Below are 12,465 nucleotides of genomic sequence, written 5' to 3' on the forward strand. Positions count from 1 at the left end.
AGCAGTTTCCTCTGCTATGAGGTACATTAATGATGGTTTTTAACGATATCTAGAACAGCTCAGAGCTTCTACCAAGTCTATTGTTTGCTCCCCCCATTCCCCCATTCCCCCATTCCCCCACTACAGCGCAAAGCGCTGTAAAGCTTGGAACAGGGCGGTGGTGAGCTGTTGGGCATCGGTTTTTAGGTGTCCGGAGGAATAGGTAGAAACCTCCAGGGGAGTACCAATGTTGAGGGTTACTGAGCAACCTTTTTGGGGAAAAGCTTGGTCGTAATTGAGATGGATGGGTAGGATTTTGATGGCGTTTTCTGGGGAGTTGGTTTGAGCTTGGAGGGCGAGACGAGCTAAACCGGGTTTGAGAGGATGAACTTGGCGATCGCGGAAAATCCCACCTTCAGGAAAAATCACGAGGACTTCTCGATGGGCTAAGAGTTCTAATCCTTGACATCCTCACCGCCCTAAAAGGGCGGTGATTCCTAAGACTCACGACTTAGGTTTCTGTTTCCTTCCATTACTGGCTTTGCTGACGCACGCCCATTCGGGTCTACGCAACTGCCCTTTAGACTTATGCCTATCAGGTCTTATGTTCGCTCCACAGACTGTAACGGTGTGTCCCACCGCCAAAAGGTTTTTAGCTGCATTGATATCCCGGTCGTGGCGCGTCCCACAGTTGGGGCAATCCCACTCTCGGATACTCAACGGCAACTTTTCCACAACGTGACCGCAATTCCCACAGCGTTTAGAACTGGGGAACCATCGGTCAATTTTTACCAAGTTTCGTCCGTACCATTTGGCTTTGTACTCCAGTTGTCTCACCCATTCACCCCATGCAGCATCACTGATAGCACGGGCAAGCTTGGGATTTTTGACCATGTTCTTAACTGCCAAATCCTCAACTACTATCGTTTGGTTTTCACGAATCAGCCGAGTTGTCAGTTTGTGCAAATGGTCTTTTCGAGAATCCGAGATTTTAGCTTGAATGCGAGCTACCTTGAGTCTTGCTTTGTCTCGGTTGCGAGAAGATTTTTGTTTACGGCTCAAAGACTTTTGCGCTTTCCGCAACTTTTGATAGTGTTTGTTAAACGCTTTGGGGTTAGCAATTTTTTCACCCGTACTCAGGGTTGCAAGACTACTCACCCCGACATCTATTCCTACAGCACTATCAATTGGCTCCATGGTTTCATCAGTGGGATCGTTAATCCGCAAACTGACAAACCAGCGTCCAGAAGGCTCAAGTTTAACTGTGATGGTACTCGGTTCACACCCATTTGGCAGTTGCCTAGACCATTTAATTGGCAGAGCTTCAGAACACTTTGCCAAATATACTTGTCCGTCCTTCCATCTAAAAGCAGACTTGGTAAACTCTGCACTACCACCACTGCGTTTCTTCTTAAAGTTGGGGTATTTTGCCCTACCAGCAAAGAAGTTCGTAAACCCTGTTTGCAGGTGTCTCAAGCCTTGTTGCAGTGGTACACAACTAACCTCATTGAGAAATTGCAGGTCTTCGAGTTTCTTCCACTGCGTCAACAGGGTGGAGGTTTGAACGTAGTCTACTCGTTCTTGCCTTTCATACCAAGCTTCGGTTCGGAAAGCCAAAGCTTTGTTAAAAACCAACCGCACACAACCAATTGTCCGGCGCAATATTTGTTCTTGCTCGGCAGTTGGGTAGAAACGGTAGCGGTAGGCTTTTTCCATGTCTCACATTCTACTACATTCCCTGTAAAGCCGTCCTAAAAGGACGGGGTTTCTACCCATTTTTCTGATGACGGGTGAACCATCCGTGGGGAAATGCTCGCGCCCTTTGACTTCCAGAGATCCAAAATAGGAGGGTAAGAGGAGATGTCGGGCGAAGGGATACACGAAGGGGGTTAACCAAGGCGAGATAGACGAGGCAGTGGGAGGGGGGGCGATCGCCGTTTTTTGTCTCTGGAACGGTAACTGTAATTCCCATTTCAAGAATTGAGCCAACATCAGACTTTATCCCCTAAATTAAGACTTCTGGTACTTACCTTAATCAAGGGGTTATGGAGTTATGACATGGGTGATGACAGTTTTTCTGTTGTCATATCAAGTCCGGATAAAGGGTGAAGAAGGGAGCAAGATGCCCGTACTCCTCTAATCCCTTGATATTACTGGAGTGGGAGCGTCTCGCTCCCTAAATTTTTAATCAGGGTATTTCCGCTTCGCGGACATGAAGAATCGGACTTGATATCACCCCTTAAGCTAATCTTCAATCCATTCCCTAAAATTACCCTTGAATGGTCTTCAATAACCGAACAGGAGCTATCCAAGGGCAATAAACGGGGCCAGAAATTTTTGCCAGAGGGCGATCGCCAACTGAAGCGATAAGTAGGCAACCACTCCAGACAGAAAAATAAACAGACTAATACTGACGAGCGATCGCAGTAAACTAGGATTAGTCTTTGGGGGAGAACTCAAAGGTGGCTCTATACCGATAGACAAGTCAATTTATTTTTCATACAATGGTAATAAAAGTACAGTTTTATAGTAAACTTTCTGAGTATTTTGTCACTTTTTGTGAACCCATTCCTATCTTCATCAGAGATCCTAGAAAACCTGCACTTATGTATTACTCAGTTTTACGATGGTAGCACTAAAGCCTCCTCGGCCCCAAATCTTAATTATTGATGATTCCATGAATAACCTGCATGTTCTCTGTAGCGCTCTGAAACAAGCTGGTTATAAAACTCGTGGGGTCAAAAATAGTAAGATGGCTCTAATTAGTATTCAAGCCGCTCCTCCCGATCTCATTTTACTCGATATTAGAATGCCCGATCTCAATGGGTATCAAGTCTGTCAACGGTTAAAAGAAAACCCTCGAATATCTCATATTCCCGTAATTTTTATTAGTGCCCTTGACGATCCCATTGACTTAATCCGAGCATTTGAGGTGGGAGGATGTGATTATATTACCAAACCCTTTCAAATTGAAGAAGTTTTGGTGAGAATCAAACACCAGTTGAGAATTCGGACTTTAGAACAACAACTGCTCGATCAAAACCGGCAATTACAATACGAGATTGAACAGCAAGAAAAAACCCAAAAGGCCCTCCAGGAATCTGAAGAAAAATTTTCTAAAGCATTTTTACTCAGTCCTTATCCCATGGCGATAGCCAAATACCCCCATGGAGAATTCATCGATCTCAATCAAGCCTTTATCGACATCACTGGATATTCTAAAGCAGAAACCCTGGGTAAAAACCCCGTGGATCTCAATTTGTGGGCTTATCCGAGTCAGCGCGATCTGCTCATGGAAGAACTGAAGCGATCGCAACGAATCCAAAACTACGAACTACAAATTTTAACCAAAACAGGAGAAATCCGCACCGTTCTCCTCTCGGCTGAATTACTCAATTTGCGAGCCAAATTCTATGTTCTCTGCCTTTTGAACGATATTACCGAACGTCAAAAAATAGAAGCCGAGCGCAACCAAGTCTTAACCGAGCTACAAGAGAAAATCAAACTGGAAAAAGCCACCCGCCAAGTCCTAGAACGGATGCGGAGTACCCTAGACATGGAGCAAGTTTTCTCCACCATTACCGAGGATATCCGCACAACCCTACAGTGCGATCGCGTAGGTGTATTTCGCTTTAATCCCGACTGGAGTGGACAATTTATCGCTGAATCCGTAGGCAAAGGGTGGGTTTCTGTCATGGGCAACCCCCGTCAATTCATAGACCGCGATCGCTGCTTAGTTAACCTCTACACCCAACACCCTCAGACCATCACTGATACTTACTTTCAAAACAACCACAGTAAACGATATAAACACCCAACCACCTATTTCTCCGTTCCCGACATCGAACAGGCCGGATTCAACCCCTGCTATCTCAACCTGCTGCACCAGTTTCAAGCAATGGCCTATCTCACCGTTCCCCTCTTCACCGAAACCCAACTCTGGGGTCTCTTAGCCTGCTATCAAAACGCCAATCCCCGCTTCTGGACAGACAGTGAAATTCATTTTGTCATTGAAATTGGCGAACAACTCGGTATTGCGCTTCAACAAGCCAAAATTCTAGAAACCGCGCAACAGCAATCCCAAGAACTCGCCCAAGCCAAAGATCTGGCCGAATCCGCGAACCAAGCCAAAAGCGAATTCTTAGCCAAAATGACCCATGAACTCAGAACTCCTTTAAACGGGATTTTAGGCTTTACCCAAATTTTGCAACAAGATACAAGCCTTAGCGATCGAGTCCAAGACTACTTAAACATTATTCACCACAGTGGAGAACATCTGCTCCGCTTAATTAATGATGTTTTAGATATGTCCAAACTCGAATCCGGGCGAATCAAACTCTATCCCAAACCCTTTGATTTGTGCCAATTTCTCGACTCCCTAACCCAGATCATTGAAACCAGAGCTACAGCCAAAGGACTGACCTTTAAACTCTTTCTAGCAGAAAATACCCCCAGAACCCTTCAAACTGATGAACACAAACTGCGTCAAGTGCTGATTAACTTACTCGATAATAGTATTAAATTTACCGATTCAGGGACTCTTATTCTACGGGTTTCTTGCCCCTCACAGTTACGCTTCGAGGTTGAAGACACAGGAATTGGCATACCTTCAGACGTTTTATCGACCCTATTTAACCCCTTCTCTAATGCCCCTTCTCAAGATGGAACCGGTCTGGGTTTAGCCCTGAGTCAAAGACTGGTGAACTTAATGGGAGGGAAAATCCAAGTCACAAGTCAACTTAACCAGGGGTCTCGCTTTAGCTTTGAGATTCCTTTAATTCTTGATGATCGTATTAATTTCAACGAAGAGAGTGAAATAGCCTCTGTGATTGGGCTTGCCCCGAATCAACCGAACTATCGTATATTAGTAGTTGAACATCACTGGGCAAACCGACAAAACTTAGTGAACCTACTGCAATCCGTTGGATTCCAAGTTCGCGAAGTCACTCAACGTGAAGAAGCGATCGCCCTGTGCCAAAACTGGTCTCCCGATTTGATTTTAATGGATATCCAAACTTCGGCGATCGATGGTCATACACCCACTGAGTCCATTCGAGCCACCCCCAAATGCAAAGATACCATCTTAATTGCTCTGATTCCTGAATTTGCATCAGAGCCACTCGGAGATCTCAGGGCAGACGGGTGGGATGACTACATCAAGCAACCTGTTCAAGAAGAAATTGTTTGGCAAAAAATCGCTCAGTATTTAGGAGTTCATTATCAATATGCTAACGCATTGGAAGCGACTCAGATTACTCCAGAATTAACTCCAGATGCGAGGGTCGAGTGGATGGATAAAGACCCCGCTCCAAGCCTTGAAAATTGTTCAGAAAACTTAAAAAGAATATTAACACAAATGCCTTCGGATTGGATCGAGCAGTTGTCCCAAGCAGCTCGTAAGGGATCGGATTCAGAAATTCTTAATTTAGTGCAATTCATTCCTTCTCCAGACGAAGGTTTGGCTGATGTATTAGAAAATTGGTCGAACAACTTTCAATTCGATCGGATTCTCGATCTGGTAGAAACTCTTGCCCCCTCTCAAGACATCCTATGAATATTCAGTCTCAACTGGTCAATCACGCAGAAATTTTGGTTATTGATGATAATGTTGTCAACGTGCGCTTATTATCAGATATTTTAAGCGGTATGGGCTATGATGTGCGAAAAGCATTGAGTGGAAAAGCCGCGATTGATTCGATTTATAGTTCCTTACCTGACTTGATTTTATTAGATATTAGAATGCCAGAAATGGATGGCTATGAAGTTTGTAAAGTCTTGAAAAACGATCCCAAAACCTGTGACATACCAGTAATTTTCATTAGTGCTTCTGATGATACCTGGGATAAGGTAAAAGCCTTTCAGCTAGGAGGAGCAGACTATATTACAAAACCCTTTAAGAATGCTGAAGTTTTGGCTAGGGTGAAAAATCACTTACAAATTCGTTCTCTACAACAACAACTGATCGAAAATAATGATAAACTGACTCAAGCCAATCAGGAGCTAGAAAAATTTACTTCAGTCGTCTCCCATGATTTACAGCAACCGATGCAAAGTATCTTAGGATTTGCCCGCATTCTGGATTTTACGTTAAAAGATAAGTTAGAACCTGAAGAATATACTCATCTGCAAAGTATTATTAGTGCGGGCGATCGCATGAAGCGATTAATCCAAGATTTGCTGATCTATGCCAAAATGGGACAAGAGAAAATTAGCTTAGAACCGATTGATTGTAATGAGATTATAGAGCAAGTCAAAGAAAACTTAGCCAGTGCGATCGCCGAACGCAATGTAAAGATTATTTGCTCCTCATTACCCACGGTTCAAGGGAATGAAGTCCAGCTCATTCAACTGTTTCAAAATTTAATCAACAATGCGATTAAATTTACCGCCCCAGATCGACAACCCGAAATTCAAATCAAAGCGGTCATTCGTAAAACCAAATGCTTGATTAGTCTCAAAGATAATGGCATTGGTATTCCACCGGAAAAAACCGGAGAAGTTTTTCAAGTCTTTAAGCGCTTTCATGATGCCAAACAATATAGCGGACATGGCATTGGGTTAGCCACCTGTCGCAAAATTGCTGAGAATCATGGAGGCAAAATCTGGTTTAAGTCCGAAGTTGATGTGGGGACATCCTTTTACTTTACTCTTCTAATGTTCCAGATTCAAGAAGAGACGGAGGAAGTAGAGGAGTAAGTAGATCTAGCAAACTCTCAAAATCAAAACGATTTAAGGTTTGCCTAATGAATTGGATCAGTTCTACTCGATCGGAGGGCAAATCTTCAATTAATTCTAAAATTCGTTGATCGTCGAGTGTAATCGTTGCATAGTAAAGCTGTTTTAGCCAAGCTTCTGGCATGATTAAAAATGCGCTGGTATCTAGGGGTTTAGAGTGAATGGCTTCTGAAAAAAGACTGATTGGGGATCGCTCTTCGTAGGTATACTCTAGGGGTAAAAATTCGGCAAGTGTTGTCAAAAGAATACTTTCTTGAATCGGCTTATAAAGTAGCTTATCGTAACTGATCGTAGTCCTTAAATAGTCTTCATTTTCAAAGACGGTGGCCGTCATCGCAATAATGGGTATGGACTGGCCTTGAGTGAGGGCGCGAATTTGTTCAATAGTTGGATATCCGAGCTGATGGGACATTGGTAAATTGATCAAAATCAGATCTGGATTAAACCTTTGCAATTGGGCGATCGCCTCTTGGGCATTTCCTACACTCTGAACTGTAAACCCCACTATCTCCAACAACTGCACTAACCACTGAAGCTCCTCTAAGCGGTCTTCAACTCCTAAAATCCGATAAGACGGTTGACCAGGGGCTAACCCTTTGACGCGACGATGTTCTTGATATCGTTCAACTTGGGGTAAAACCTCCAGTTCTACCGGAATCTGAAACTTAAAAATACTCCCTTGATTGACGACACTGGATACGGTTAGTTGGCCTCCCAATAGCTCCACAAACTTATGGCTAATGGACAGACCTAAACCCGTTCCTTCTTGAGCGACCAACCCCGTTGAAGTCTGCTGAAAGGGTTGAAACAATAACTCTAGTTCCTCCTGGGGAATTCCCGGCCCCGTATCTTCGACTTCAAAGGCTAATAAGGGGGGTTTTCCCTCTGTTTCTGAGAACCACACCCGTAAGATAACTTGCCCTCTAGAGGTAAACTTAATGGCATTACTGAGCAAATTGATCAAGATTTGGCGTAACTTACCTTCATCCGTTTGCAAGCAAGGGGGAAAGGGAGTCATTTTTTCAATTTGAAACTTAAGCTGTTTTTCCCTGGCTCTCAGATTGAGCATCTGATAAAGCGTATCCAAGAAAACTTCTAGATTAATCGCGGTCAGATTGACCTCGATATAACCGGCTTCTACCTTAGATAAATCCAAAATATTATTAATTAGTCCTAATAAATGCTCGCCACTGCAATAAATGATATTGAGAGATTTGTGGAATTCGGGCAATAAATCAACATCTCGGAGGAGAACCTGAGTAAAGCCTAAAATGGCGTTGAGGGGGGTTCTGAGTTCATGACTCATATTAGCTAGAAATCGGCTTTTGGCGCGGTTGGCGGATTCAGCCTGTTCTAGGGCGAGGTCTCGCTCTAATTCGGCTTGTTTGCGTTGGGTGATGTCGCGGGCAATCCAAATCACCTGATCTTCTAACATGGGGGATAAGGTGGCGGAAAACCAAACTTTGGAGTCTTCGAGATCGAGGTAATAATCAAAGGTGAGGGTAATGCGATCGCGAATGACTTGTTCTAACTGCTGACAGAGGGATGTCCGCTCTTCTCCATAAATAATCTGATTAATGGTCTCCGAAATTCGTTCTACTCCTTCTCCTAGGGCTGGAGCAGTGGGAATCATTTTAATGGTTTCTCCGGCTCTATCGAGGACTAAGACAATATCGCCCATGGCTCCAAATACCGATCGCATTTCCATTTCTGAAGTCTGGATTTTCTGCTCTAGAAGTTTGCGATCGCTAATATCCAGTAGAATGCCAAATAACCCCCTCACCTGACCATCAAAGCCTAAGATCGGTTGTACTCGTAGCTCACAATAGCGCAGTTGTCCATCACCACTATAGAGGGAGAGTTCCCAATCTTGGCCTTTGGCTTGGACAATAGCAGCTTGAATACGATGGTGAAACTCTCGCCTCTCCTCTGGATGAAGCCTTTTCAACACTTGTGCATAGGTCAACCGTTTAGGATCGATGCCTAAAATGCGATAAGTTTCCTGGGAAGCCCCGATTTCCTGAACTAGCACCGATTTGGGTTGATGTTCCCATTCCCAACTGCCAAAATGGGCAATTCGCTGTATGGCTAATAGGGGCGAATCTCCTACCAGTAAATCCTCGGAGGAACTAGAGGGGGGAATAGGTTGTTGCCAGAGATAACATTCTGGACAGGGTAGAATATAGTTAGATTTTTGTCTAAACTGTTCTTCCATCCGACTGTGATGCAGTTGCCCTTCAATGGCACTCAGGAGATCGACGGGTTGGGTGGAGGAAATAAATTTTACCCCATGGGAAAGAAAGGTTTTGATGGTTTGTACCTTGACTGAATGCCGAGTTAAGACCAGTAACGGTATCCTATGGGTTTTAGGATCGGATTTGAGGCTTTGATAAACCTGTTTCCAATAATAGGGACAATCCGATTGAATGAAGACTAAATCGGGTAAGTCGCTTGAATTTAAATCCGATTTCCCATCTGGACAGATCTGAACCTCATACCCCAGTTGAACTAATTGTTTTTCTAAGGATTTTGCTTGGGAAGGAGTGGGGGTAATTAACAGGAGGCGATCGCCATGAGAGACTTCAGGCGCTTGAGTATGCCTGGGATGGCTTCTATCTGTGAGAGGGTCTCTCATGGTGAGAATATCCTTGGAATATACAGAGCGAATGATCCAGAAAGGGTTGAATTTGGACAGTCGGTCATCTCGGATCTCTGAAGTAGTCTATCAACAACATCTATCAATTGCATAGGCATAGAGTGGGGATCGCCAGAGAACCCTGAATATGGGAAAATTACAGGGGGACTCTTAGTATGACCGATGAAGGCATGGGTGCAATTGGCTGGCGATCGCTTTAGTGATAAGCCTAAATTCCTGGGGACAATGGGCTATTTTTGGCCCCTTGAACTTTAGGTTTGCGATAGATGAATTCTATCGCAAACCTAAATAAGTTATAAACGGTTGCCCCTGATGCCCTCTACCCCCTTCTCCCCCAGGAGAGAGATTGAGGGAGAGGAAATTTCCAGTTACACAACCTGCTTAAACTAGCTCTATTCCAATCCCCATGGTCATTCTTCTCGTTTCACAGCCGGACAGGGAGTAATCCATAACTATGAGAATTTTAGTCACTGAAGATGACCCTATTTTAGCACCCATGCTGAAGGAAGCTTTAACCCATCAACACCATGTGGTAGATATTGCGGGTGATGGCCAAATGGGTTGGGAATATGCCGATGCCCTCACCTACGATTTAATTTTATTGGATATCGATCTGCCCAAATTAGATGGCATAAATTTATGTCGCCGTTTGCGACAACAGGGATATGAAGGAGCGATTATTTTATTGACCGGTAGGCATCAGAGTACGGATAAAGTTACAGGTCTAGATGCCGGAGCTGATGATTATGTGGTTAAACCCTGTACCCTGGAGGAATTGAACGCCCGGATTCGGGCGGTGATGCGTCGTCGGCAAACCTATGCCCAATCGGTTTTAGTTTGGGGAGACTTATGCTTAAATCCGAAAACTTGTGAGGTGACTTATCAGGAAGAACCCCTCTCTCTGTCAGCCAAAGAATATGGTTTGCTGGAGTTATTTTTACGGCATCCAGAGAGGATTTTTAGTAGTAGTAGTATTTTGGATTATTTATGGTCCTTTCCCGATAGTCCAGGGGAAGAAACGGTGCGTGCCCATGTAAAACGTTTGCGACGCAAATTAAAGGATGTGGGAGCAGAAGGGATCATTGAAACGATTTATGGTATGGGTTATCGGATGAAAGCCTTACCCCCTAAAGCTTCAGAGAAGGAAATCCCGCCTCCTCTAGAGGATCGAGAACCCGATCAATCAGAGACTCCAGAAGCGCAAACTCAGGCGGCGATCGCCCAATTATGGGAGTCATTTAAGGGGCCGATCCTAGAGCGGTTAGCCCTGCTAGAGGATGTCATCACGGCTGTAGAACAGGGCAAATCTAGTGAGGATAACCGCCAGGAAGGACAACAAGCCGCCCATAAATTAGTGGGATCTTTGGGGATGTTTGGCTATCCCCAAGGCTCAGAAATCGCTCGGTCGATGGAAACCATCTTCCAATCCGATCGCTGTAGGGATAAGGGGGGCGAATTGCGATCGCATCTGAAACAACTGCAAGCTCTACTCATCCCCCCAGAACCCAAAACCGAAGTCCGGAAAAAAGAAAGGCCTGATTTCCCCGATCCTGAGAACTCCAATCTTCCCGCTCCCCTAGTCGTTCTCGCCGTTGACGACGATCCCTTAATTCATCAACGTCTCACCACCTGTCTACCCCCCTGGGGAATTAACATCACGCCCCTAGGAAACCCCCATAACTTTTGGGCAACCCTCAAGCAAGTTCAACCCCATCTGCTCATTTTAGACATCGATATGCCCGATATTACCGGACTCGATCTCTGTGAACAAGTTCGCAACCATCCAGACTGGAATAGTTTACCCATCCTCTTTCTAACCAGCTATAACGACCCAGAAACCATTAATCGTCTCTATGCTCTGGGGGCAGATGATTATGTCAATAAAACAGCAACCGATTCCGAATTAGTCACCCGCATCCTCAACCGTCTAGAACGACATCAACTGCTACACTCTCGTTTAAACCTCTCTCCTCAAATCGATCCCCAGGATGAACTCACCCAAGTGATGCGCCGCTATCCAGCTTGGACAAAACTTGAACATCAGTTAGAAAGATGCCATCAAGATCGCCAGTCCTTAGCCATAATCCTCTTAGATATCGATCGCTTTCGGCAGATTAATCAACAGGGAGGGTATCGAGTCGGCGATCTCATCTTGCAAAATATTGCCCAAATTTTACGCCAGCAAGTCCCCCCAGAAACCCTAATCGTGCGATGGGGAGACGATCAATTTTTATTAGCCGTTCCGAGAATCAATCACCAACAAACCGAGCAATTAATCCAGACAATTCTCGCTGAAGTCACTCAGATCGATTTAGGAGGATTAAAACCGATTAAAATTACCCTCAGTAGCGGCTATGCCCAATTTCCCGATTCCGCAAGCGGACATGAACACGCTCAGGAATTAGAGCAGCTCTGTCAACAGGCAGAAAAAGCCATGAATTTAGCCCGAAAAAATGGGGAGTCATAACCCCCCTGTTTCAGTTTTAAATGATATTAGACTTTCTGGTGTGAGGTTTCCAGTAGCGCCTCAACAGCAGTACCTCTTTGCAATTCTTGCCATTGACCATTAATCGGTTGATACTGACAGTAACAGACTACAATTCGTTCATCCGTATCAAAACTGGCAAATTGGCAAACCTGTACCACCTTCCATTCACCCTCACGTCCGTGAGTTACACCATTACCCGGATCGCTGACATTCATATACTCTCTCACGCGATCGCCCACTTTGGGAATTTCTCCATTGCTGGAATAATGCCACTCTTCAGCCAGAATACTGGTTAAACTTCCTGATGGTAAAAGTTGTCGCTCTTCCCATCCCAAAGCATCTGCATCGCTACTCTTGTAGATAATCCATGTTTGTCTCATATCGTTCATCCTCGAAACTGGTTTGCTTTCCATAAAAAACGCAATCTACTTTTAGGATGCGGTCTCTGGTATTACGGATAACCTTAAGTTGCCATCCATATTTTTGTGCCATCTCAAAACATTTTTGGGGACTGCTTGCAGCATGAATATTTTCTGGGATATTATCTCCATTAGAATGATGGCTCATCAATTTAGCTGGATTTAAATATGAATATATGTTACCTCAA

Annotated in this window: 9 protein-coding genes and 1 pseudogene; 3 read left to right on the plus strand and 7 right to left on the minus strand. The window is 44.4% G+C overall.

Features of this window, described 5'->3' with window-relative positions; genetic code table 11:
• Nucleotides 1-120: 120 nt before the first annotated feature.
• The 4 genes and pseudogenes from PMG71_RS13625 to PMG71_RS13640 form a co-directional block, all read right to left on the minus strand.
• Nucleotides 121-423 (minus strand): annotated as a pseudogene (locus tag PMG71_RS13625) (lysophospholipid acyltransferase family protein); the annotation flags it as partial.
• 60 nt (nt 424-483) lie between these two features.
• Complete coding sequence (locus PMG71_RS13630; RefSeq protein ID WP_283754245.1) at nt 484-1,695, minus strand: RNA-guided endonuclease InsQ/TnpB family protein; 1,212 nt, start codon at nt 1,693-1,695, stop codon at nt 484-486.
• Between the two features lie 3 nt (nt 1,696-1,698).
• Complete coding sequence (locus PMG71_RS13635; protein WP_283754246.1) at nt 1,699-1,971, minus strand: hypothetical protein; 273 nt, start codon at nt 1,969-1,971, stop codon at nt 1,699-1,701.
• A gap of 312 nt (nt 1,972-2,283) precedes the next feature.
• The gene (locus PMG71_RS13640) at nt 2,284-2,439 is read right to left on the minus strand and encodes a hypothetical protein (protein WP_283754247.1); all 156 of its coding nucleotides are present in this window, start codon (nt 2,437-2,439) and stop codon (nt 2,284-2,286) included.
• A 166-nt stretch (nt 2,440-2,605) separates the two neighbouring features.
• On the opposite strand from PMG71_RS13640, the gene PMG71_RS13645 reads away from it, so the two are divergent.
• Together PMG71_RS13645 and PMG71_RS13650 are read left to right on the plus strand one after the other, a co-directional pair.
• Entirely contained in the window at nt 2,606-5,533 is a 2,928-nt protein-coding gene (locus tag PMG71_RS13645; protein WP_283754248.1) for a response regulator, read from the plus strand.
• On the plus strand, nt 5,530-6,675 hold the full coding sequence (locus PMG71_RS13650; protein WP_283754249.1) for a response regulator: 1,146 nt from the start codon (nt 5,530-5,532) through the stop codon (nt 6,673-6,675). Before PMG71_RS13645 ends, PMG71_RS13650 begins: the two co-directional genes overlap by 4 nt.
• On the opposite strand, the gene PMG71_RS13655 is transcribed toward PMG71_RS13650, so the two are convergent.
• Nucleotides 6,623-9,349 carry a PAS domain-containing hybrid sensor histidine kinase/response regulator gene (locus tag PMG71_RS13655; protein WP_283754250.1) on the minus strand — a complete coding sequence of 909 codons (2,727 nt, stop codon included), beginning with the start codon at nt 9,347-9,349 and terminating at the stop codon, nt 6,623-6,625. The genes PMG71_RS13650 and PMG71_RS13655 overlap by 53 nt on opposite strands.
• 475 nt (nt 9,350-9,824) lie before the next feature.
• Between PMG71_RS13655 and PMG71_RS13660 the strand changes: the two genes are divergently transcribed.
• Nucleotides 9,825-11,837 carry a response regulator gene (locus PMG71_RS13660; protein WP_283754251.1) on the plus strand — a complete coding sequence of 671 codons (2,013 nt, stop codon included), beginning with the start codon at nt 9,825-9,827 and terminating at the stop codon, nt 11,835-11,837.
• Nucleotides 11,838-11,863: 26 nt separating this feature from the next.
• Here the strand turns inward: PMG71_RS13660 and PMG71_RS13665 are convergent, their stop codons facing one another.
• Both PMG71_RS13665 and PMG71_RS13670 read right to left on the minus strand, forming a co-directional pair.
• Entirely contained in the window at nt 11,864-12,238 is a 375-nt protein-coding gene (locus PMG71_RS13665; protein ID WP_283754252.1) for a hypothetical protein, read from the minus strand.
• Nucleotides 12,207-12,425, minus strand: a complete 219-nt coding sequence (locus PMG71_RS13670; RefSeq protein ID WP_283754253.1) for a hypothetical protein — start codon at nt 12,423-12,425, stop codon at nt 12,207-12,209. The genes PMG71_RS13665 and PMG71_RS13670 overlap by 32 nt, the downstream gene beginning before the upstream one ends.
• Nucleotides 12,426-12,465 lie beyond the last annotated feature (40 nt).

The organism is Roseofilum acuticapitatum BLCC-M154 (assembly GCF_030068475.1).
Classification (GTDB): domain Bacteria; phylum Cyanobacteriota; class Cyanobacteriia; order Cyanobacteriales; family Desertifilaceae; genus Roseofilum; species Roseofilum acuticapitatum.

Excerpts from the sequence above, each read along its gene's own strand:
- PMG71_RS13630 (WP_283754245.1), bottom strand. The coding sequence starts at position 1,695 with ATGGAAAAAGCCTACCGCTACCGTTTCTACCCAACTGCCGAGCAAGAA.
- PMG71_RS13635 (WP_283754246.1), bottom strand. The coding sequence starts at position 1,971 with ATGTTGGCTCAATTCTTGAAATGGGAATTACAGTTACCGTTCCAGAGA.
- PMG71_RS13645 (WP_283754248.1), top strand. The coding sequence starts at position 2,606 with ATGGTAGCACTAAAGCCTCCTCGGCCCCAAATCTTAATTATTGATGAT.
- PMG71_RS13650 (WP_283754249.1), top strand. The coding sequence starts at position 5,530 with ATGAATATTCAGTCTCAACTGGTCAATCACGCAGAAATTTTGGTTATT.
- PMG71_RS13655 (WP_283754250.1), bottom strand. The coding sequence starts at position 9,349 with ATGAGAGACCCTCTCACAGATAGAAGCCATCCCAGGCATACTCAAGCG.
- PMG71_RS13660 (WP_283754251.1), top strand. The coding sequence starts at position 9,825 with ATGAGAATTTTAGTCACTGAAGATGACCCTATTTTAGCACCCATGCTG.
- PMG71_RS13665 (WP_283754252.1), bottom strand. The coding sequence starts at position 12,238 with ATGAGACAAACATGGATTATCTACAAGAGTAGCGATGCAGATGCTTTG.
- PMG71_RS13670 (WP_283754253.1), bottom strand. The coding sequence starts at position 12,425 with ATGAGCCATCATTCTAATGGAGATAATATCCCAGAAAATATTCATGCT.